The organism is Picrophilus oshimae DSM 9789, assembly GCF_900176435.1.
GTDB classification, from domain to species: Archaea; Thermoplasmatota; Thermoplasmata; order Thermoplasmatales; family Thermoplasmataceae; genus Picrophilus; species Picrophilus oshimae.
Genome location: NZ_FWYE01000002.1, coordinates 168,035 through 190,847 on the forward strand (window position 1 = coordinate 168,035; position 22,813 = coordinate 190,847).

Sequence of the window (22,813 nt, forward strand, 5' to 3'; positions counted from 1 at the left end):
ATTTTCCTCCATGTATAAATGCAATGAGATAAAAACCATAAGGGTAAGATACATGGACAATACAATACGCGATCTAAATCCTGATGAAATAAAAAGCATATGTGAACTTGCAAATAAAAATAATGATTCTATAGAAAGAACGCTCAAAAAAATTGAAAGTAAGGAGGTTCGCTATGTTGAAATAAATATACCGGAGTACCAACCAGAAGTCCATGGCGATGAGATTGTAAAGCCAAGACCTCCATACTAGCTTTTTTCTATTTTTTTCTTCAACTCGTTTATCTCTTCCTGAAGCTCCTTGTTTAAAGGATTCTTCTTTGCCCTTGTTTCAAGTTCCTGAAGCTTCATTTCCAGGCTCTTCTTCTTTCTATTTAAATCCCTTTTTCCAAGGCCCATGTCTACGTATCATGATCTTATATAAAGATTTTATATAAATAAAAATATGAAACATATTATATAATTACCTAATATAATATACATTAAAATATTATTAGGTATAGTATACCAAATTTTACCGATTAAAAACATTTATATATTAATTTTCAAATTCATTATTATGAGCTTTTATGAGGATATAAAGAATCTTGTAAAGAATCATCCCGCAACAAACAACGATTTTATAAACAGGTTCTCTCAGGGGAAGATAACGGACAGTGAGTTTAAAAGATTTTCTATTGAGTTCTATCATTTTACACGGGAATGGCCGCAGATATTAAGCACGTTGCTTGTTAACACGCCGAACGAGGATGATGCCAGGGAATTAACAACAATACTTGTATCAGAGCTTGGTGGAGAGGATCCGGCAAAAAGACATGAGCTTTTATACAGAAGATATTTAAGATCAATAAACATGAATCCTGAGGAGCTTGTAAAAAGGGAAAAACTACCGACAACAAAGGCCTGGCTTGACGGCATGCGTGAGTTCTTTGCAAGTGATTATGCAGTGGCACTGGGCTCCGAGTTTGGCCTTGAAAACATGGCGATACCAATGTGGGATAAATTAATACCAGGATTAAAAATCATGAAGGAAAAGTACCCGAACATGGATATTACATATTTCACATTTCACCGTGAAATAGAAAGTGCGCATGAGGATGCAACTGCAAACATTGTTGGAATACACACAGACAAGGAGAAAAATGATTTCATGGAGGGGGCAAGAAGGATACTGGATCTTGAGGAGCAGTTCTGGCTTGGTTTGGCTGATAAAAAATAAATTTAATTTTTAATATTTCCAGGATAGATTATAATTTTTATCCTCAAATCTGTTCATATTTTCCGGCATTTTAAGTGATTTATATGTTTCAACCATGATGCCAATTTCGTCCGTGGATCTTGCACCTATGCTCTTTTCAAGTACGCCTGGCTGCGGACCATGTATTATACCATGGACATGCAGTGTTACAGAGCCCTCCTCTATACCCTTTCTGCTCATAAAATTGCCACTGGAATAGAAGAGAAACTCATCTGAATCGATGTTATTATGAAAATATGATATCGGTATTGATCTCTCATGAAAATCAAAGGGTCTTGGCAAAAATGTTCCTATCATAAAGGTCTCTGCCTCGAAGGTTTCATGAACCGGAGGTGGCATGTGAAGCTTTCCCACAATTGGCGCCATGTCCATTACGTTTATTGCGTATGGATATAAATAACCGTCCCAGCCGGCAGCATCAAAAACCTTGTGCTTTCTCTTTAGCCTGGCGTATCCATCCTTGTACCTTATATTTATTGTATAATCATTTTCATCATCGTATTTCTTAAAAACAGGCACCCTAAAATTCCTTGTATAGTATGGAGAGCCCTCCTTTATCTGACCGTATCTATTTAGATACCTTTTTGGTATATCTATGTTCTCTGATGATTCTATTGAGAGTATGTAAGTGTCCTCAGAGCAGTGATATTTATACGTTGTACCCTTTGGTATGTAAATATAATCATGCTTTCTAAAATCAAGGTCACCAAAAACTGATTCTATCCTGCCGGAACCATTATGTATGTAAAATACCTCTGATGCAAAGCCGTTTCTAAAGTATTCAGATGGTTCTGTATCCTCCGGCTTTATTATGCCTATCCTTAATGTATTGTTCTCAAATAAAATATTCCTTGAAAAGATGTTTCCAGACCTTGGTATTAATGAGGTTTTTATGTGCCTGTGCTTTATTTCATCATCATATTTGTATTGATCGTACTTTATGAATTCATAATCATAGAACTCTGTTGGGTCGTATTCATGATATATCAATGAGTATGGGCCATCAAAGGCATTTAAACCAAAGAGCTCCTCACGGTATATTGAATCAACATTATCATATGTATGCCTGTACTCCGGTATATTACCATTTTTAACATAATACATATTAATCACCTATGGTATTTTCAAGATCGCCAAGCCTGTATGATGACATTCTTATTACATCACCAGGTTTTAACCACTGATTTGATCCTGATTCAAGAAGGCAGCCATTGCTAAATGTGCCACTGCCTATGACATCACCTGGAAGTAGTTCAACGTCCTCTGATGCCCTTTCAATCATTGATTCAAATGGCCAGTATATCTTTGAAATATTTCCTGAGGAATAGATTTTACCGTTTATGTAAACTGACATATCTATATCTATCCTGCCGTCTTTTATTATTTCATCGCTTGTTACATAGTACCTGCCAAAGGATGTTGCATAGTCCTTGCCCTTTGCCGGTCCAAGACCAACTGCCATCTCCTTTGCCTGTATGTCTCTCAGGCTCCAGTCATTCATAATCATAAAGCCATGTACTGCAGAGAGGCATTCAATACCGTGGCAGTTCTTTGTTTTTTTGCCTATTACGGCCGCAACCTCCATTTCAAAATCAAATTTCTTGCTCTTCCTTGGATATGGTATCACAGCACCATCAGGATATATATTTGGCGTGCATGAAAAATAGAAAACAGGGAATTCATACCATTCCTTTACCATATCAAGACCACGGTTCCTCCTGGAATTTTTAACGTGATCCTCAAAGGAATAAAAATCACGTACAGACCTTATGTAAGGCACTGGTATCATGTACTTTATATTTTTGTATTCAATTTCTTTATCGTAATCCACATTTAAATTCATTGAAAAAAAGTTTGATTTAATTTCATCGATGTCGTTTATTATATTGTAAAGCTTATTGTCCTTGGATACGCAGAATCGCTCATCACCATCAATTATAGCATGGCATATCCTCATAGGTTTCCTCTCTTTGCCTGCTCCCTTTCTATCGCCTCAAAAAGTGCCTTAAAGTTACCGTTGCCGAATGACCTTGCACCCTTTCTCTGTATGACCTCAAAGAAGAACGTTGGCCTGTCAGTAACAGGCTTTGTGAAGATCTGTAATAAGTATCCGTTCTCATCACGATCCACAAGTATGTTATGTTTCTCTATTTCATTTAAATCCTCGTCTATTGAGCCTATCCTTGATAATAGGGATTCATAGTATGATCCTGGTGTTTTTAAAAATTCTATGCCGTTTTCCTCCATCATGGATACAGTTTTTATTATATCATCAGTTAACAGTGCTATGTGCTGAACGCCCTCAGACCTGTAATAGTCAAGATATTCCTCTATCTGTGATTTTCTTAAGCCCTTTGCAGGCTCATTTATTGGAAATACGATATCGTCATTGTATTTTACAACCTTTGATCTTAATGCGCTGTAATCAGTTCTTATATCTTTATCATCAAAGGTTATTAAATGCTCAAAGCCAAGTTTTTCTATGTAAAAATTAACCCAGCTATCCATCTCGCCCTCATAGACATTTCCAACTATATGATCGATCTTTTTTATCCCAGTGTTTTTTGAATTTATTTCAGATTCCTCATAGCCGGGCATGAATACGCCATTGTAATCCCCGGTTTCTATTAATGTATGAACGGTTTCACCGTACGTTTTTATCTCTGCAGTTCTTATCTTTCCATTTCCATCCTTTATTTCATTTATTTTTGAAACCCTTGTTCCATACTTTTCTATCAGGCTTTTTGCCTCGTCCAGATCATCGACCTCAAGTGCTATATCCTTTACGCCATCCCCGTGTTTTTTAACATGATTCGATATATAGCTATCATCATTCATTGATGATGTAAAAGATATCCTTGCAGTGCCCTGGGACATAACATAGGATATCTTGTCCCTTATCCCGGTTTCTGGACCGGCATATGCCACTGTTTTAAATCCAAGACCCCTGTTCATGAAATATGACCATGTTTTGGCACTGCTAACGTAAAATTCCACGTGATGTAATCGTTTAAAGATCTCCTTTTCCCTTAGTTCTGAGATTAAATTTTTGCCATACATGATATGTTATTATTATTTTTAAATATAAAGATTTCGAAAAAATATGATATAAAGTATCATGGACATTAGTATTTTTTTAAAAAAAATTTGGTTTTAAACAAAAAATATTAATAATATTCTTATGTAAAAAGTTTAATTAAATATTCTTTATATAATATATAAAATAAATTATATATTTTATATTATTTACATTATTATTGATTCATATATAATATTACCATGAATAATTCTTATATATATTAATTGCGAAAATTAGTTATATGATTATAAAAAACATTATTAATGAAATAGATATACACTGACATGGAGGAGATAGTAAAAATAGGTGGCTCTATACTTACAGGAACTGAGAGCATTGAAAGAATTGCAGAACTCTTTAATGATTCCAGAATCATTGTAACATCGGCATTAAAGGGCGTTACAGACCGATTAATAAGAATATACAATGAAAATGACCAGGAATCATTAAAAGATTTAATAGAGGAGCACAAAACAATTTTAACAGCTATCTCCGACAATTTTGATGAACATTTAAAAGAAATAGCAAATGATATGAATTATTATCTTTCATGCAGGTATAAAAGCGCATTCATAACATCAGGAGAGAGGCTTGCGGCCCTAATACTTTATGCGGCTATATCAAAGAGGAATGACAGATTTTTGTTGCTGAACAGGCCTGTGATAATAACCGATGATTCCATGGATGATGCCTATGCAATAATGGATGAAACTGAAAAAAATTTAAAGAACCTTGTTGGTTATGAACATAACTATGTAATCCCGGGATTCATGGGCCTGTCCAGATCCGGAAGGATAACAAGCCTTGGCCGTGGCGGCAGCGATTATTCGGCCACGGTTATAGCACGTGCATTAAACATAAACGTTGTTAGATTTATAACAGATGTACCAGGTATAATGACCGCCGATCCAAAGGTTGTGAAAAATGCATACACGGTAAAAGAGGTATCAATATACGAGGCAATGGAAATGGCAAGGTTTGGTGTAAAAAAATTTAACAGGAAGACCTTTGAGCCTGTTCTTGGAAGCAATATAGAGATAAGAATAGAATCACTTGTTTCAGGTGAGATGACCTTAATATCAAATAAAACCGAGAACACTGTTAAATGCCTCATGTTTGATGAGTCAAAAAACAGCGTTACGATAATAGGTCATGGTATATTAAATGATAAATTGCAGAATATAATAATAACACTCTCAGATAATTTTGTAAGCAACGGCCTATCAATAACATCAATGCTGAAGCCTGGAAGATCCTTTGAGGACGTTTACAAAGAGGTGATAGGTTGTCAAAGATAAGGGTTTCATTGCTTGGTTCAACAGGCATGGTTGGCCAGAAGATGGTAAGGCTCCTTGAAAATCATCCCTATATAGAGCTGGCCAAGGTAAGCGCATCACCAAATAACACAGGTAAAAGGTATATAGATGCAGTAAGATGGGTTGAAAATTCAGAGATCCCGGAGTATGTCTCTGATATGAATCTTGTTTCCAGTGATCCAAATGATCATAGGGATGTTGATTTTGTCCTGTCTGCACTGCCAAGTGAGATTGCGGAGGGTATAGAAACAAGGCTGGTTTCTAATGGAATAAATGTTATTTCAAATGCCTCGCCTCTAAGAATGAGGAGCGATATACCATTAATAAATCCGGAAATAAACTATGAGCACCTATATATGCTTGAGGACAGGGATACAAAATATGTAAAAAATCCGAACTGCACAACAACGATAATGTCCATGCCGCTTTTTGATATAATAAATTCTGATTATGAAAGGATGTATTTAACGACAATGCAGGCCGTAAGTGGTGCTGGTTTTTCTGGCCTTCCATACATGGCAATAAATAATAATATAATACCGTATATAAATGGCGAGGAGGAAAAGATACCTGCAGAGATATCAAAGATCTTTGGATACAGAAACGATGATAAAATAGTTAACAGAAACATAAAAATGAGCGTGACAACGGTCAGGGTACCTGTTGCCGTTGATCATGCAGGCGTTCTTTATATAAACATAAAAAATTTTGATATTGAAAATTTTATAAAAGATATAAGGAATTTTAAACCTTTATCAAGATTCAGCGGCTTAACAATGGCACCAAGGCAGCCGATAATTATACATGAAAAAAACGATGCACCGCAGGTTCACGATGTCTCAGGCATGGAAATACATATAGGCAGGCTCAGCTATAACGATGACACATTAAGAATGTACATACTTGGTGATAATTTAATAAGGGGTGCTGCAGGAATAACAATACTAACACTTGAACTAATGCATGCAATGAAATTAGATAATTAAATTTATATATAAAAGATTCATAATTCGTTATGAACTTTTCATATATATTATATGGAAAGAGCAGCAGCCAGAATATGAAAAATGCAACAGAGTATTCCCTAATATCCCTGATTATTCAAATAGTATACATCCTGATGGCAAATACAATAATAAAATATTATATTATAAATATAATGAAGCTTGCCATTGGCTTCTATTTAATACCTGTTGAGATCGACTTTTTAATTATCATGATGGTGTTTATATTATCTGTATATATAATATCATTTTCCGGAAAAACATCACATTCAATAGAATTATACGTTTTAATGGTCTCGATCATAACGTTTTTTTCGAATTTTATTGCCTTTATACCATTGATAGCGGCCTGGATAAAGATCAGGGATGAGTACTTTGAAAGAAGGGGCATTATATTTTATTGAGTATATCTATAAGGTCTAACATTGATTTTGCGGAATAATCTGACATTGAATTTATTAATTCGTCGCCATTAAATGATATGAATTTACTGCAGGCTGTTTTCATTGATATATCACTGTATGAATCGCCTATGGCAATGGCATCATCTGGTTTTATGCAGTGCTTTTTCTCGATTAATTTTATTACATCGCCCTTTTTCATTGGATCAACCATGATTTTGCCTTTTTTTATTATGTAACCATGGTCATCGGTCATTATATCATTTGCGTATATTTCATTGAATTTTAATCTATCATTTATTATCTCTGCAAGCCAGTATATACCCCCAGAGACTATTGCTGTTACGGCATTGCATTCTTTTAAGAAACAAATTAATTGATCTATATTATCCTGGAGCTCTATCCTCTTTAATATTTCTATTATCCTTTCCCTTCTAATTTTACCGTATTTTTTTAGCCAAAGCTCTATGTCCCTATCGAAGAATTCACTGTATGATATCCTCCCGGATCTATACAAATCAAAGTTTTTGCTATTATCAACACCAAGGGCCCTGTGAACATAATTCCAGCTGCTTTTTTCCTTTGTAAGAACACCATCCATATCAAATACTATTAATTTCATCAATATGACCTTGCAAACATCGATAATCTGCCTGGATTTCCACATACAATGCATTTTCCAGAATCATTTAAATTGTAAAGCGTGCCAAGTGCTGTAACATCCTTTTTCTGCTCAAGTGCATCGGAACACTCACGTGAGCCGCACCAGTATGCTTTTATTAATACATCTTTGTTCATGGGAATATTATTTATATCGTCGATAAAAACTGTATTTTCCTCCATCATTTTCCATGCGTTTAATGTTAGCTGTTTATCGTGTTCATTCAGCATGTTTTTTATATTGTTTATCTCCTTTATTGAAATGTTTAATCTCTTTTTGTTTAACCTTGAAACCACTGTGACTGTACTTGATTCCATTTCCCTTGAGCCTATCTCGATCCTTAAGGGAACGCCACGCATCTCCCAGTCATTGTATTTATAACCTGGTGTGTAATTTTCCCTTGAATCAATCTCGGCCCTTACGTTAATATCTTTCAACATGCTTAATATCTTACCAGAGTAATCAAGAACCTCTTTAAATGATTTACCAGGTATCGGTATTATTATTGCCTGAACAGGCGCAATTGATGCCGGCAGGATCAGACCGGTATCATCGCCATGAATGCCTATGACTGCTGCCAGAAGCCTCTCACTCAAACCAAAGGTTGTCTGGCTTACATATTTTAAATCGCCGTTTATGTCAAGGTATTTTATATCATAGTTCCTTGCAAAATTTTCACCGTATTCGTGTATTGTGCCGATTTGCAGTGATCTGCCGCTGGGCATTAATGTGTCAAAGGCCAGTGTGTATTTTGCACCTGGAAATTTATCCCAGTCCGGCCTCATATCTATATTATAAGGCAAACATAATTTTTCAGCTATACTTGACCATATGTCCATGTATTCGGACATCTGTCTCTCTGCATCCTCATAATCAACATGAGCCGTATGTGCCTCAAAGAAATGAATCTCACGGACTCTTATAAATGATCTTGTATGCTTTGTTTCATATCTATAAACACTTACAATTTGATATATCTTTAATGGAAGATCCTGGTGCGATCTTATCCATAATGGAAACATTGTGTACATTGCAGATTCACTGGTTGGCCTTAAGGCAAGCTCAATATCGAGCTTTTCAGAGCCGCCCTTTGTAACCCAGTATATCTCGTTTTCAAAACCCTTTATGTGTTCAAATTCCGTTTCAAGCTGTGATCTTGTTATTAAAACTGGAAAGCTAACCTCCTGAAATGATTTATTATCAACGTTATCCCTTATAATATTATCAATAAGGCGCATGATCTTAAGCCCGTATGGCAGCCAGACGTTCATGCCCTTTATTGCATATCTTTTATCACTAAGCTTTGCTAGATCAATGATTTCATTATACCATTCACTGAAATTTTCCTTTTTATTTTCCATTCAATGTGTATATATTCATTGTATATTATTTTTTAATTGATATTACCAGATAATTTATATTAAAAATGATATTATAAATGTAAAAATTGTTATAAATATCATACATAAAATAAATTTTAATAATAACTTATGATAAAGAATCATGATCCGGGCTGAATGGAATTCACTTAAAAAGGTGATGCTTCACAGGCCAGGCATGGAGATAAACTATGCCATGTTTGCGCCAAAGGCGTTTTTATTTGAGAGGCCATTTAACTATATGAGGGCAATAGAGGAGCATAAGATGCTCGAGGAAAAATTAAAAGAAAATAATATTAATGTCATAATATTAAAGGATGAGATAATAAAAAAGGCACTTGAATCAGATGCCTTTATGGATAAGCTCAGGGAAAAGGTAATATCAATTGTAAAATACTATGGCACAAAGGAATTAATAGAAAATGCCAGGAACGATCTTGAAAAAAATATAAAATACATTGATCCGGAAACACTATTTAATGCCTTTATAACAGAGCTTTCCATAGATTTAAAAAGTTATTTAAATGGCATTGAGTACCCTACTGTTTATTCAAATTTACCACTGGCAAACCTCTATTTCATGCGCGATCAGCAGGCAATATCCTCTGGAATTATCATAGGAAACATGAGAATGAACCAGAGAAGAAAGGAAACAGATATAACAGAGTTCTTTTTTAGGGAGGTATTAAACGAAAATAGGATCACCAGGGTAAAAAATGGCTACTTTGAGGGTGGCGATTTTATGCCTGCAGGATCATTTGCAATAATAGGAACGGGCAGCAGAACGGACATTAATGGTGCCATTGATGCAATGAACTCTGGTTTAATGGATTTTGATGAAATTTTAATAGTTAATAATCCAAACTATGATTTTATGAGCTACAATCCACAGTTCAACATGCATTTAGATACATATTTTAACATAGCAGGTGATGGCATAGTGGTAACATCGGAAAATTTAATAAAAAATGCCGCTGCAACACTATATCAGAAAAACGGAGATAAATACGAAAGGGCATTTGAAACAACACTCTTTGATTATATAAAGAAAAGGGACTTTAACATAATAGATATGAACCTGGCAGAGCAGCTGTCATACTCATCAAACTTCCTTACATTATCAGATAAAAAGATCATAGCAGTTGACTCAAAAAGGATCATTGAAAAGCTAATTAAGGAAAAAGTTTTTCCTGGAAATATTGAAAACATGATAAAAAAACAGATTTCAAATGAGTTCATGCCTGATAAAAGAGCCATGATCGATCATGGAATTGACGTAATAAAAATAGATCTAAGCGAGATAACAGGCGGCTATGGCGGTGCACACTGCATGAGCTCTGCTATTATCAGGAATTGATCTTTATATATATTTTATATCTTATACAGTCCATTAATCGATCATGATAATCGCCATGATGCCTTGCAATATAATCAAGAACAGCATCATTTTTAAGGAGATCGTCTATATCAAGATTCATTAATGGCATTAAATCTGAAACTGATGGATTACTTTGAGATTTTCTTCCTGAAATCTTATCATTTATAAATGGCTCCGTTTCCACTATCCATTTTTTTATAATCTTTTCTATAACATCCCTTTTTATGCCAAGCCGCTTCGATATAAATTTAACAGGCTTGTTTGCACACCTAAGCTCGGCTATGGATAACTCATCAACCATGATAAAAAATTAAATAATTTTATATAAGTTTATAGAAATTCTTCAAGGTCTTCCTCATTTAATCTGTGTACTGGCTGATCTATGAGGGGCCCGTTTTTAAGAACCTCGTCAACATCATCGTAGATTGGCCTTTCAACATCGTAGAAGACGCCTATTGGTATCTTATCGCCCCACTCCATGCCAAGTTTGTAAGCGTTGTTGAAATCAGTTACATCGTTGTCCGTTACCCTGTAAACCCTTGGCCTGAAGAAATCATAACCATTGGCCTTGTTCCATATAACACACGGGCTAAAAACATCTATGAATGAAAATCCACGGTGCTTTATTGCCTTTACTGTAATTTCCTTAAGGAACTTTACATCGCCTGAAAAGCCACGTGCCACAAAGGTTGCACCTGCAGTTAAGGCGTATGTTATCGGATTAAAAGGTGTTTCTATGTTTCCATCGGGCGTGGTCTTTGTTCTTAAACCCACAGGCGCTGTTGGTGATGCCTGGCCTGTGGTTAAACCAAAGACTTGGTTATCAGAAACCATGTATGTAATATCGACGTTCCTCTTCGCCGTGTGGTATAAATGCTGTGTGCCCTCAAAGTATCCATCACCGTCACCACCATATGCTATAACAGTCAGCTTTGAGTTTGCCCATTTTACACCTGATGCAACTGGTAATAATCTTCCATGAAGGCTGTGGTAGCCATAAACGTTCAAAAATTCAGGCATGTTGCTTGAGCAGCCTATGCCTGAAATAACCGCAACGTTCTCCGGTTTTATGTTTAGCTCGGCAAGTGCCTGTGTTATTGCCGTAAGCTGTGCGTAGTTGCCACAGCCAGGGCACCAGTCAGGCCTTACCTTTCCGCGGAATTCCTCTGCCATCATCATTATCACTCCATTATATTTTTCTCCTCTAATATAAATTTCGATATCTCCTTAACAATCTCGCCAGGATAGAATGCCTCGCCGTTGTATTTATTTATTCCTATGCTGTCTATTAGGAGCTCTGCCCTTAACAGTCTCCTGAACTGGCCTGAATAGTTATTCTCAACGGTGAAAACAAGCTTCTTGTTTTTAACAAGCTCTTTTATATCCTCATTTAATGGATATATATGTGTTGGCTCTATTGCACCTATCTTTATTCCGTTTGATCTAAGTATGTCTATTGCCTCCTCAACAGCACCCTGTGTGCTTCCCCAGAGTATAACAGCGTATTCTGCATCATCAAGTTTGTAGGTCTCAGTCCCTGGTATGCTCTTTTTATAATCCTCAAGCTTTCTCATCCTTTTTTCAACCATTCTTGATCTTATTACAGGATCAGTTATGGCATCTGAAACAACATTACCATACTCATCATGCTCATCAGAATCCTCATTGTGCATTAGCTTTGGGGTTCCTGGAAGAGCCCTTGGGGATATTCCATTCTCTGTAAATTCGTATCTTTTATAATTTTCTGCTTCCTTAACGATGTACCCGCGATCTATTGGATAATCAAGATTTAATTTATCAACGGTGTCATAATGCTCTGACAGGTATAGATCTGATATTACGAAAACAGGGCACTGGTATTTATCTGCAAGGTTAAATGCCTCCTGAACGGTGTAAAATGCCTCCTCAACATTTCTTGGTGCAAGGACTATCCTTGGGAAATCACCCTGTGATGCCCCAAGTACCTGGTTTAAATCACCCTGCTCGGTCTTTGTTGGAAGCCCTGTCGATGGCCCTGGCCTCTGGGCCTCGTAGATAACAGCAGGCACCTCGGTCATACCGGAAAGGCCAACAGCCTCGGTCATTAGGGCAAAACCGCCACCGGCTGATCCTGTCATGGCCCTTATGCCGGCATAGTTTGCACCTATTATTGTGTTTATTGCGGAGATCTCATCCTCCGGCATTTTAACAAAAACACCGAATTTCTTTGCATGCTGTGCCATGAAATGCAATGCCGATGATGCCGGCGTCATTGGATATGCAACGTACATTTTTACGCCTGCATTGACCGCACCAAGGGCTATTGATGCGCCACCGGCTATTACATATTTTGGCTTCTTTGAGATTTTATATGTCTTTTTTATTGATTTGTAATGGCTCATGAAGTAATCATAGCCATCCTGGGCTGCCTTAACATTTAATTCCGCTATCTCACCCTTCTTGCCAAACTGATCTCTTATCACGCCTGCAAATGTTTCAAAGTCACCATTTATCGCCGCTATGGCAGCACCAAGACCAACAGTGTTCTTTAACAATGAATTGTCGCTGTATTTTCTGGCTATGTCAACCATTGGTACCGGGCAGTATGATACATTTTTGTACTCCCTGTAACCCTTTATGCCATCATCGAATATTGCTATGCCCTCAAGAGGTGAGGCGCCTCCCTCATTTATATCAGGATTTGTGTGCCTTTCAAGCGCATCCTTATTAAGCGCTATTAAAAGATCCAGGCCATCACCCTGGTTTTTAACCTTATGATCTGAGGCCCTTACCTGGTACCAGCTCTCGCCCCCTCTTATAAGATCCTGATAGTAATTATACGATGTAACATATAGGCCACATCTTGAAAATGTCCTTATTAGTATTTCACCTGCAGACTGGACTCCATCACCAGCTGCACCGCCTATTCTTATTATTACCTCATCCTCTCTCATATCATATCATAGTGTAATATACTGAACTGTATTTATATATTTACAATTTTTTTACATAGAAAAATATATAATAATAGATGCGTAATTTATTTAATATTTTATATAAAAGCATTTTTTGAAGGTTTTTACAGTGTTGCATTTTTAATAATGTTTATACCTGTTTATTTACTATTTAAATTTTTCTTTGAATTTACCATAACCGAATATTTAAAAATTTTTATTATTTATTTACAGGATTTTTTATAAAACCTGTTAAAAGGAAACCGATAACAACAAATAGTATTCCTATTAAATAGATGAAATTGTATGCTGTGGGCGCTGGAAATGATTTGTATATTGGCATAAGAGGTAATCCGGCATAGTTAACCGGTATGGCTGACAGCATCACTGGTATTGAATACATTGTTTCAAATGCACCGCCAACGGCAGGTGCTATTGACATGCCTATATCCCTGAAAACTGTATTCATACCTGTTGCCTCTCCTGAGCGTTCCTTTGGTACAGATCTTAAAAGCACATTTATTATACCAACAAGCATGAACGAGATGCCGGCGCCAACAAACATTGAATCAAATAGTATATCTATTACACTTGACCTTGCCATTAATAGTAATAGAAATCCAAAGAAGTTTATTGCAAGCCCTATGTATATAGATAGCCTTGGTCCCCTTACGGTTGTAACCCTTGCGGCAACTGGTGCAAAGACCATATTCATTATTGTTGCAGGCAGCATTATTATTCCAGATTCAAGTATTGTTTTGCCGAATCCACTGGGGCTTGGGTCCTGCAACATTGTTGGCACGGTAAAGAATAGAAAGTACATTGCGGCCATTGCAAAGAGCCCGACAAAATTTGATGTTATAACATTGCGCCTTTTTAACAGACCCATATCAATAAATGCGTATTTGTATGATCTTTCAAACAATACAAAGGCGGCAAAGAAGACCAGGGACATTACAAACATGAATATGATTTCAAATGATGTCCAGCCTATGGTCTGTCCCTCGGATAATGCATATATAAGCGATATTAAGCCTATGCCAAGCAGGGCCACGCCAACGAAATCTATCTTCTCCCTTCTTGGTTCTGCAAAGTCCTTTAAATAGATAAATGCAAGTATAAACAGTGCGAAGGCAACCGGTATTGCGGTATGATATGAATACTGCCAGCCAAGATCCTCGGTTATCCATGCACCAAGAACCAGGCCTATACCAGAACCTATGGCAAAGGTGGCGCTTAATATACCCTGGGCCAGTGCAAGCCTCTCCTTTGGAACTATATCATTTATAATTGCAAATGCTATTGGAAATAAACCAAAACCAAGTCCCTGGATTGCCCTTATTGCTATTAATTCACCAAGCGTCTGGGCAAAACCTCCTGCAGATACCGCCATTGCATATATTAAAGATAGTATTAAAAAGACCTTTCTTTTACCGATAATATCTGCAAGCCTGCCAAATATGGCGGCCGATACAGTACCGCTTATTATATATGCAGTTAGTATCCATGAAACATCATTATATTTTGTATCAAAAAATTTAACGAAAACAGGCAGGGCAGGAACGATCATCGTTTCAACGTATACTATTAATGTGCCTGTAAAAGCCATAAGGGCTATTGTAATGTTTATATCCCTTTTAGTTGGCTGGTACATGGATCAATATATGTTTCTGATATTTAAATATTTATTATAAAAATGATTTATTAATAAATGATTGACTGGATGCCTGGAAAATATTAATACTATAAATGTTAGTATTATTTTATGTAAAATATAAACAAATAATGCATCATAAATGACTTTTATACAATATATAATGATTTTATTGATATTATAAATATTAAAATTTAAATTGTAAATATGGATACGATATAATGGCACAAAGATCAAAAAGTTCATTATCAAAGTACATTAAAATGATATCTAGCAAATCAATACTTGACTTTCTTATAAACGGCATTTACATAGATATAGATATTGATAAAATAATAAGATCCGAGATCGATCTTGAATCTCAAAGGTTGAGATCAAAATTTAATTACAGCATAATTGAATGTGCAATTAAGGCAATAAATTCAGCATATTATGCGGCATTGAATGGAATGACAAGTGCAGCATTTGAAAACAACAGATTTTTTTTAGAGCGTGTTTCACTTACAAAGATTATATCAATGATGAACATTGAGAGAAATCCATATTTAATGGCACTGGAGGATAAAAAATGGCATGAGATAATAAACGACAAGCTAATAATATACGGTGCTGCGCAGTTCACTGGAAGATTAAAACATTATTATGGAAAATCATATGATTTATACAATGCATGCGTTTATTTAACAGGTGTGCCGCTTTGCAGTGTTCACTCAAAAAAGTTTATTAAATATTCCATGACCATAGACGAGATATCAGACCTAACAAAAAAGAAAATTGATGAAAAATGCAATAAATGCAATAAAAAGGCAAAAAGATTTGTAATAGCACTGCCAAAGGCCGGTGCCGTAATAGCACTTTTGGGCATTTACACAAATAAGGATACAACAAAACTTGGCAGGTTCTATGCTGATTACTCAAGGGTTCTGCACCCCTACGGCTTTTATAATTATCCAAAGGAGATGGTTTTTAATCTCTGGGCCCTGGACACACTGAGACTTTTCCATGTATTAAACAATATTATTAGATAAAAATTTTAAGGACTTATAAATAAGCTATCATGGAAAATTACAATGTTAAGACAAGGGCGTTCCCAACAATAGGCATAATACTGCTTGGTGGGATCTCGGATAAAAAGAACAGGATACCTTTACATACAACGGCAGGCATAGCATATACTGGTATAAACAATGATGTTTACACCGAGACAAAGCTTTATGTATCCAAAGATGAAAAATGCTATATTGATGGAAAGGAAATTGATTTAAATTCAGATAGATCACCATCGAAGGTTATTGATAAATTCAAGCATGATATACTTATGAGAGTAAATCTTGATGATGAAAATAACCTTTCAATTGATTCAAGGAACTTTAATATATTAAGTGGCAGCTCAGATTCTGGGGCCGCTGCACTGGGAGAGTGCATAGAATCAATTTTTGAATACAATATAAATATATTTACATTTGAAAACGATCTTCAGAGGATATCAGAAAGTGTTGGAAGAAGCCTTTACGGTGGTTTAACAGTAAACTACGCCAATGGCAGGGAATCATTAACAGAGCCATTACTTGAGCCTGAGGCATTTAATAACTTTACAATAATTGGTGCGCATTTTAACATTGATAGAAAACCATCAAATGAGATTCATGAAAATATCATAAAACATGAAAATTACAGGGAAAGAATAAAAAGTGCTGAGAGAAAGGCGAAAAAACTTGAGGAGCTATCAAGGAATGCAAACATAAAGGGTATCTTTGAGCTTGCAGAATCCGATACAATAGAGTACCATAAAATGCTCCATGATGTTGGCGTTGATATAATAAATGATAGAATGGAGAATCTCATTGAAAAGGTAAAAGAAATGAAAAATAACTTCTGGAATTCGTACATAGTTACCGGCGGTCCGAACGTTTTTGTAATAACAGAGAAAAAGGACGTTGATAAGGCAATGGAAGGATTAAATGATCTGTGCGATGATATAAGATTATTAAAAGTTGCAGGAAAGCCACAGGTCATTTCAAAAAACTTTTAATTTATTATGTCAGCACTTAGATCATTAAAAACAACGATTGAATGATTCTCAATTATTTTATATGCATTATAGTCCAGGGCCACCGTGATCCTGTCATTAAAATAAAGAAAATTTTCATCGTTGAACTCTTTTTCTATTGCTGCATGTATTCTTGTGGCATACTGACAGATGCCGTTGCTGCAGTTTACAAGCTCACGGCATGCCCTTAATACAAGTATGCCGTTGAAGTCAAAGTTTACCTCAATAAAATTTTTGTTTATGTATATTTTCATAGTTTTTTATAATCTTCTATTGCCTTTTTTATCTCCTGCTTGGCCTTATCAGGGCCTTCCCAGCCGGTAACCTTTACCTCTTTATTTTGCAGTTTTTTGTATGTTTCAAAGAAGTTCTCGGTTTCCTTTAATACATGCTCAGGTATTTCCCTGTAGTTATTTATCTTGGAATAAACAGGGTCATCAAGGCACACACATATAATTTTATTATCGACGTCCCCGGAATCAACCATGTTCATCATGCCGACCGGTTTTGCCCTTAATATAACGCCCGGATAGGTGCTCTGTGACATAAAGACCATTGCATCTATTGGGTCCCCATCAGAGTAATAGGTCTGCGGTATCAAACCGTACTCAAGAGGATAAACATATGATGAGTATATTATCCTATCAAGCTTTATGCCGGGAAACTCCTTTGCTATCTCATATTTGTTCCTCTCACCTTTTGGTATCTCCACGACAACATAGACCTCATCAGGCGGGTTTGGGCCTGGAGGTACCTGGTGCCAGTAGCTCATATTCTTTTCCATGCGCTTTTATTATAATTTTGTATCTAAATTTTTCCATCATTATAGAAAAAAAGATTAATTGAATACAAATACTCAGTTATGGAATTTGTAAGCTCAGGTAAGGTTAAGGACATATACAATGACAATGGAAACCTTGTTTTTAAGTTCAGCAACAGGATCTCAGTTTTTGATAAGATAATACCTAGTGAGATACCATACAAGGGCGAGGTCCTATGCAGAACCGCATATTACTGGTACAGATTATGCGAGGATCTTAATATAAAAACGGATTTGATCGGACTTAAATCCAATAATGAGATGGTTGTAAAAAGATACGACGTTGTAAACAAAGGTTTTAATTTTAAGATAAATTACATGATACCAATTGAATTCATAACAAGATACTATGTTGCCGGTTCTTTATACGATAGAATAAAATCAAAAAAAATTGATTACCATGACCTTGGGTTTAAAAACGAGCCTGAATATGGAGAAAAATTACCTGATCCATTCTTTGAAATGACAACAAAAAGGGAAAAAACCGATAGGGTTCTTAATACAGATGAGGCAATGAGCATATCAGGAATGGAAAAACACGAAATTTATGAAATTATGGAATTAATATTTAAAATAGACAGGAGAATAAATGAATCAGTTGAATCAAGAGGATTAATACATGTTGACGGCAAGAAGGAATTCGCACTTGGATTAAAAAGGGAGCCTGTTGTATGCGATACCTTTGGAACACCTGATGAGGATCGCTTCTGGGATTTAAAAGAATACAAAAAAAATAATATAATGGAGCTTAGCAAGGAGATGGTCAGGCAGTACTATAGGGAAACAGGCTATCATGAAAGGCTTTACTCTGCAAGGGAAAATCATGAGAAGGAACCTGATATACCACCACTAAATAATGACATGATTAAAAGAATTTCAAACCTTTACATTGATTTGTATCAAAAAATTACTGGTTTAAAATGGTGATATCCTTCTTGTTCCAGAATAATCAAATGAGATCCTTATAACAAATTTTGAATGCTTTGTCATACCTTTTTCTATATAATCCAAATTTTCAGGTTTTGATACTATCAGAACAAAGCCCTGCGAGCCACCGCCGAGAAGCCTCGCAGCTGTGGCCCCAAGCGATCTTGCCCTGGCCATTATATTATCTATCCTTTCATTGGAGACGTTGCTTCCAAGGGTCTTTTTTATTTCCCAGCCTGTGTTTATGAGCTGGGAAAATCTATCAAAGTCCTGGGATTTTATTGAATCCCTGATTGAATATGATATATCTTTAAGCGATAATAATTTTGATATCGTATTTCTATCATTCTTTTTTGATTTCTCTGCCTGTTCGCGTAGGGCGTCTGAGCTGGCCCTGGTCTTTCCTGTATAAACTAAAAACATGGATTTTTCAAGCTCATCTATAAAGCTGTTTTTTGCGAATTTTTCACATGTAATGCCCCTATCGGTAAATTCCATAAATTTAAAACCACCCAGTGAAACTGCATATGGATCCTGGCGTCCAAGTATTATACCGAGATGATTACTTTCTATGTTATAAGATTCTTCAGCAAGTTCGTATTTGTTTAACTCTTTATTTAATATCTCGTATTTTAACATGGTTATTGAATTCATTAACGCACTGCTTGAACCAAGACCTGATCCTGGCGGCACGTCGCCATTTATCATAATTTTACCATAATTAATTCCGGATTTATTGAATATTTCAAGTAGCTTTTTTTCAGCAATGTTTCCCCCTGAGCCTGTTATTGATGATCTTAAAAAATCCCTTGATGCTATTTCAAGGTCTTTTTCATCATTTATGTATTTAATAAGAATGCCGCGGTCTATCGTTACATTAAGCACTGCACCACCGTATTTTTCAGGAAATGGGCTTATATCGGTACCACCTCCTGCAAAACTAACCCTGAGCGGACTGTATATATAAATCCGGTTCATCGTTGCTGATTATAAATACAATATTAATATTTTTTCAATGCTTTTAACCGTTAAAATACCTACAAAATCATTAAATTAAAAGCAGTTAACATCATTGTTAAATGTAAATAATATTATGATTAAGGCATTATTAATGAATGAATATTATTATATTATAGAAATTATTATATATTATAATCATATATATTAAAATATTGGTGGTTATTTTAATGTTTGTTATCAAATGCCCGAATGGCGTTTATTCTAGCAATGGGCCATCCAGGAGATGTAAATTTAGATTGCCTGCAACCAAAAGCCAGATTCCTGGAATTGAATTTAAAAAGCTTTTATTTTACATGTGGAATATAAATGACTTGATATCTTCAGAATATAATTCTGGTTCCTCATGCTATATCGATCAATGCCGTGATTAATATGCATAGGTTCAGGGCGCTTTTATTATTTATAATTATTTTAGTTTTTTTCTATTCAATTTTGCTGCAACCGGCAATACAAAATAATTTAAACATATCATATGATAATTCAATAAATGATCCTTTCATGGTACATTCATTTAATAATTCCTGTGAGAGCAGATACTATTTAAACAAAAACAATTATTATATAGATATTGCATCAGCGAATCATAAAGATTTTTATCTTAATGTAAGTGGTAATGGTGTTTCATTGAACCTGTATTCAAATAAATGGGAATTCCATGGATTCTACATTAATGAATCCGGTATATATTATTTTAACACATCTGGTTCAGGGAGATATTTAATATCAATGTCTGCACAGGATCCTGGATTTGTATATAAATATAATATCAACATGCCAACAAGTTTTGTTCTGGTTCCTGCATTGATAGACCAGAATAGGATAGAGATAGAGACCAATGGTAATTACAGGATTTTGCTATACAATTCCCTGCTGGAACCTTTAAAATGCTCCAACAAAGGAAGGATTTATTATAATATTACCAGCAAGCAGTATAACGGCGTTGATTTTATTACATTATATGCTAATATGAATACATTGGTATTATTATCCTGGGGCGCATTCCATGCTAGACATAATTTAAAATATAATATTATTGAAATAATTCTGCCTGGATTTATAATATCTATTTATATAATATTTAGAATCACAAAGAAGAATTATAAAAATAAAAGAATGTAAAGTAATAAATTCAGCCATATGGTATAAATTTAATACAGATAACATAAACAACCTATCTTTAATCTTGATGCTTAATAATATTTATTTCCGGAAAAATGGCCCTGGTGAGGCTTTCCTAATATAATGGTTAATAAATGTGTATATTTAATAAAGAATTATTAAAAACAACATTGAGTTCAAAACTAAAAGGAGTGCCAGAGTTTTTAAATATATTCTATGATAAATTAAATGAGGATTTTTAACCATTGTCTTTTACAAACTATTATTTAATTTTAAACATTTTATTTTCCGCAATAAAAACCCTGGGCATTCTATAAATATTTCATTATTTTTTATGTTGTGTTTTAATATTATAATGTTTTCTTTGAGTCATCTTAAAAGGCATTAAGATCCATTATTTATAATAATTATAAATAATATTGTTTTAAAAATATAAATTTAAATCTTTTTTCAATATTAAAAAGTATTAAGAACATATATTTAATCCACATTAATTGGAAATTCATAAAACAATGGTTTTGATAGGATCAAGATCTTTTATTGTTGCGGCCGGGGCCTCAACAGCGGCATCTTTTATTGGTGTCTATGGAGTGCTGCTGGGCGCATCTCCAATTGAAATGGGCTTTTTACAGGCACTTGCAAACTCCATATCAAATGGCGCCCAGATATTATTCGGAAGAATAAGCGATGCCTCTGGATTAAGAAAGCCATGGATAATAGGCGCAAGTGCCATGCTTGCAGTTTTATGGTTTTCATTATCATATGTTACCGGACCGCTGGAGCTTATATTAATTTATTCTGTAATATCTTTATCATCTGCAATGATAACGGTAAACTGGTTTGCACTCCTGACTGATCTGACAGGTCATGGAAACCGCGGATCTTTTATGGCAAGGATAAGCAACCTATCATCAATAGGAAACATGATAACTTTAATAATACTTACCTTCTTTTTAAAGGGGGATGAAAAATCCCTTTTAATAATACCATTCACACTGGCATCAATTTCATACGTATTATCTGCAATAATTGTTTCACTTTTAAAGGAGTCGAAAAAGAGGAGCATTTTTAGAAAGAGTTTTATTGAAAATGTAAAAGATGTTAAAAAGCATGGTGATTTTTACAGATATTTAAGGGCAATGATGTTCCAGGGGTTCTTCTGGTCAATGGCATGGCCAATATTTCCAATAACAGTTATAGCTGTAAGAAATTTCACACTTCCAATGATAGCTGTTCTTACCGTTGTAAATATAACAGCAACGATAATAATTCAAATATACACAGGAAGAACATCTGATAGAGGTAACAGGGTTCCATTGATCTTTATAAACAGATTACTATTAGGCGGCATACCCTTTATGTACGCATTCTTTGTTAGCTTCTATGAGTTCATTTTCATTGAGGTTTACTCAGGCGTGCTTTCCGGAATACAAAATGTGGTGATGAATTCATATTTAATGGATCTGCTTCCTGATGAGAACCGTGCAGAGTACATATCGATAATGAATGGTTTTAATGGCATTGTCTATTTCTTTGGCTCTGTTTCAGGTGGTGAGCTGCTTGAGTATTTAATAGGTTTTATACCATTGCACATGGCGGTTGAGTATTCATTTATAATAATAGGTACCGGCAGGATAATAACGTCATTTCTTTTTATAAACCTGAACGATCCTGGAAGAAATAAAAGAACACCGTTATTAAATATATTGTTTAGATTGAACAATGCCGGGCTTCCTTCTGGATCAATAATAAGGCAGAGATAATTTTTTAATAAATTAATTATAAAAAATTTATAAATACATTAATTTTCTTCCATG

25 protein-coding genes are annotated in these 22,813 nt (G+C 35.1%); 12 read left to right on the forward strand and 13 right to left on the reverse strand.

Annotated elements, in window-relative coordinates; all coding sequences use genetic code 11:
* Positions 1-10 precede the first annotated feature (10 nt).
* Positions 11-250, forward strand: coding sequence for a hypothetical protein (locus B8780_RS04385; RefSeq protein WP_011178175.1), 240 nt, complete (start codon positions 11-13; stop codon positions 248-250).
* Here the strand turns inward: B8780_RS04385 and B8780_RS08220 are convergent.
* Positions 247-396, reverse strand: a complete 150-nt coding sequence (locus B8780_RS08220; RefSeq protein ID WP_011178174.1) for a hypothetical protein — start codon at positions 394-396, stop codon at positions 247-249. The genes B8780_RS04385 and B8780_RS08220 overlap by 4 nt on opposite strands.
* Positions 397-556: 160 nt before the next feature.
* Here B8780_RS08220 and B8780_RS04390 point away from each other — a divergent pair, with 160 nt between their 5' ends.
* A complete protein-coding gene (locus tag B8780_RS04390; protein ID WP_011178173.1) occupies positions 557-1,216 on the forward strand; it encodes an iron-containing redox enzyme family protein in 660 nt (219 codons plus the stop codon).
* A gap of 9 nt (positions 1,217-1,225) precedes the next feature.
* Here B8780_RS04390 and B8780_RS04395 read toward each other — a convergent pair whose 3' ends face one another.
* The 3 genes from B8780_RS04395 to hppD are packed head-to-tail and all read right to left on the reverse strand — an operon-like array spanning position 1,226 to position 4,315.
* Positions 1,226-2,359, reverse strand: coding sequence for a homogentisate 1,2-dioxygenase (locus B8780_RS04395; protein WP_084272800.1), 1,134 nt, complete (start codon positions 2,357-2,359; stop codon positions 1,226-1,228).
* A gap of 1 nt (position 2,360) precedes the next feature.
* Positions 2,361-3,212, reverse strand: coding sequence for a fumarylacetoacetate hydrolase family protein (locus B8780_RS04400; RefSeq protein WP_084272801.1), 852 nt, complete (start codon positions 3,210-3,212; stop codon positions 2,361-2,363).
* Positions 3,209-4,315 (reverse strand): 4-hydroxyphenylpyruvate dioxygenase, encoded by a 1,107-nt coding sequence (gene hppD / locus B8780_RS04405; protein ID WP_084272802.1) that lies wholly within the window; start codon positions 4,313-4,315, stop codon positions 3,209-3,211. Before hppD ends, B8780_RS04400 begins: the two co-directional genes overlap by 4 nt.
* 303 nt (positions 4,316-4,618) lie before the next feature.
* Between hppD and B8780_RS04410 the strand changes: the two genes are divergently transcribed.
* From B8780_RS04410 to B8780_RS04420, 3 genes are read left to right on the forward strand one after another with little or no spacing between them, the layout of a single operon-like run.
* Entirely contained in the window at positions 4,619-5,632 is a 1,014-nt protein-coding gene (locus B8780_RS04410) for an amino acid kinase family protein (RefSeq protein ID WP_011178169.1), read from the forward strand.
* Positions 5,620-6,636, forward strand: coding sequence for an aspartate-semialdehyde dehydrogenase (gene asd, locus B8780_RS04415; RefSeq protein ID WP_084272803.1), 1,017 nt, complete (start codon positions 5,620-5,622; stop codon positions 6,634-6,636). Before B8780_RS04410 ends, asd begins: the two co-directional genes overlap by 13 nt.
* A gap of 29 nt (positions 6,637-6,665) precedes the next feature.
* Entirely contained in the window at positions 6,666-7,058 is a 393-nt protein-coding gene (locus tag B8780_RS04420) for a hypothetical protein (protein WP_084272804.1), read from the forward strand.
* Here B8780_RS04420 and B8780_RS04425 read toward each other — a convergent pair.
* The gene (locus tag B8780_RS04425) at positions 7,045-7,677 is read right to left on the reverse strand and encodes an HAD-IB family phosphatase (protein WP_161939676.1); all 633 of its coding nucleotides are present in this window, start codon (positions 7,675-7,677) and stop codon (positions 7,045-7,047) included. The two genes, B8780_RS04420 and B8780_RS04425, sit on opposite strands and share 14 nt — an antisense overlap.
* Positions 7,677-9,077 (reverse strand): proline--tRNA ligase, encoded by a 1,401-nt coding sequence (gene proS / locus B8780_RS04430; protein WP_084272806.1) that lies wholly within the window; start codon positions 9,075-9,077, stop codon positions 7,677-7,679. The genes B8780_RS04425 and proS overlap by 1 nt, the downstream gene beginning before the upstream one ends.
* A 142-nt stretch (positions 9,078-9,219) precedes the next feature.
* Here proS and B8780_RS04435 point away from each other — a divergent pair, with 142 nt between their 5' ends.
* Positions 9,220-10,452, forward strand: a complete 1,233-nt coding sequence (locus tag B8780_RS04435; RefSeq protein ID WP_084272807.1) for an arginine deiminase family protein — start codon at positions 9,220-9,222, stop codon at positions 10,450-10,452.
* Here the strand turns inward: B8780_RS04435 and B8780_RS04440 are convergent.
* The 4 genes from B8780_RS04440 to B8780_RS04455 all read right to left on the reverse strand — a co-directional run bounded on the left by B8780_RS04440 (position 10,442) and on the right by B8780_RS04455 (position 15,060).
* Complete coding sequence (locus tag B8780_RS04440; RefSeq protein ID WP_011178163.1) at positions 10,442-10,774, reverse strand: hypothetical protein; 333 nt, start codon at positions 10,772-10,774, stop codon at positions 10,442-10,444. The genes B8780_RS04435 and B8780_RS04440 overlap by 11 nt on opposite strands.
* Positions 10,775-10,803: 29 nt before the next feature.
* Positions 10,804-11,652, reverse strand: coding sequence for a thiamine pyrophosphate-dependent enzyme (locus B8780_RS04445; RefSeq protein WP_011178162.1), 849 nt, complete (start codon positions 11,650-11,652; stop codon positions 10,804-10,806).
* 2 nt (positions 11,653-11,654) lie between these two features.
* The gene (locus B8780_RS04450; protein ID WP_084272808.1) at positions 11,655-13,406 is read right to left on the reverse strand and encodes a 2-oxoacid:acceptor oxidoreductase subunit alpha; all 1,752 of its coding nucleotides are present in this window, start codon (positions 13,404-13,406) and stop codon (positions 11,655-11,657) included.
* A 220-nt stretch (positions 13,407-13,626) separates the two neighbouring features.
* Entirely contained in the window at positions 13,627-15,060 is a 1,434-nt protein-coding gene (locus tag B8780_RS04455; RefSeq protein WP_084272809.1) for an MFS transporter, read from the reverse strand.
* A gap of 221 nt (positions 15,061-15,281) precedes the next feature.
* On the opposite strand from B8780_RS04455, the gene B8780_RS04460 reads away from it, so the two are divergent.
* Together B8780_RS04460 and B8780_RS04465 are read left to right on the forward strand one after the other, a co-directional pair.
* The gene (locus B8780_RS04460; RefSeq protein WP_011178158.1) at positions 15,282-16,088 is read left to right on the forward strand and encodes a hypothetical protein; all 807 of its coding nucleotides are present in this window, start codon (positions 15,282-15,284) and stop codon (positions 16,086-16,088) included.
* Positions 16,089-16,117: 29 nt separating this feature from the next.
* Positions 16,118-17,092, forward strand: a complete 975-nt coding sequence (locus B8780_RS04465) for a mevalonate-3-kinase (protein ID WP_084272810.1) — start codon at positions 16,118-16,120, stop codon at positions 17,090-17,092.
* On the opposite strand, the gene B8780_RS04470 is transcribed toward B8780_RS04465, so the two are convergent.
* Both B8780_RS04470 and B8780_RS04475 read right to left on the reverse strand, forming a co-directional pair.
* Positions 17,089-17,364: a hypothetical protein gene (locus B8780_RS04470; RefSeq protein WP_011178156.1), complete on the reverse strand. Its 276-nt coding sequence runs from the start codon at positions 17,362-17,364 to the stop codon at positions 17,089-17,091. The genes B8780_RS04465 and B8780_RS04470 overlap by 4 nt on opposite strands.
* Positions 17,361-17,894, reverse strand: coding sequence for an inorganic diphosphatase (locus B8780_RS04475; protein WP_011178155.1), 534 nt, complete (start codon positions 17,892-17,894; stop codon positions 17,361-17,363). The genes B8780_RS04470 and B8780_RS04475 overlap by 4 nt, the downstream gene beginning before the upstream one ends.
* A gap of 78 nt (positions 17,895-17,972) precedes the next feature.
* Here B8780_RS04475 and B8780_RS04480 point away from each other — a divergent pair, with 78 nt between their 5' ends.
* Positions 17,973-18,857 (forward strand): phosphoribosylaminoimidazolesuccinocarboxamide synthase, encoded by an 885-nt coding sequence (locus B8780_RS04480; RefSeq protein WP_084272811.1) that lies wholly within the window; start codon positions 17,973-17,975, stop codon positions 18,855-18,857.
* On the opposite strand, the gene B8780_RS04485 is transcribed toward B8780_RS04480, so the two are convergent.
* A complete protein-coding gene (locus B8780_RS04485; protein ID WP_084272812.1) occupies positions 18,846-19,835 on the reverse strand; it encodes a GHMP family kinase ATP-binding protein in 990 nt (329 codons plus the stop codon). The genes B8780_RS04480 and B8780_RS04485 overlap by 12 nt on opposite strands.
* Positions 19,836-20,044: 209 nt before the next feature.
* Between B8780_RS04485 and B8780_RS08105 the strand changes: the two genes are divergently transcribed.
* The 3 genes from B8780_RS08105 to B8780_RS04495 all read left to right on the forward strand — a co-directional run bounded on the left by B8780_RS08105 (position 20,045) and on the right by B8780_RS04495 (position 22,759).
* Entirely contained in the window at positions 20,045-20,248 is a 204-nt protein-coding gene (locus B8780_RS08105; protein WP_153274216.1) for a hypothetical protein, read from the forward strand.
* A 127-nt stretch (positions 20,249-20,375) separates the two neighbouring features.
* Entirely contained in the window at positions 20,376-20,996 is a 621-nt protein-coding gene (locus B8780_RS04490; RefSeq protein WP_153274217.1) for a hypothetical protein, read from the forward strand.
* Between the two features lie 494 nt (positions 20,997-21,490).
* Entirely contained in the window at positions 21,491-22,759 is a 1,269-nt protein-coding gene (locus tag B8780_RS04495) for an MFS transporter (RefSeq protein ID WP_236719387.1), read from the forward strand.
* Positions 22,760-22,813: the final 54 nt, after the last annotated feature.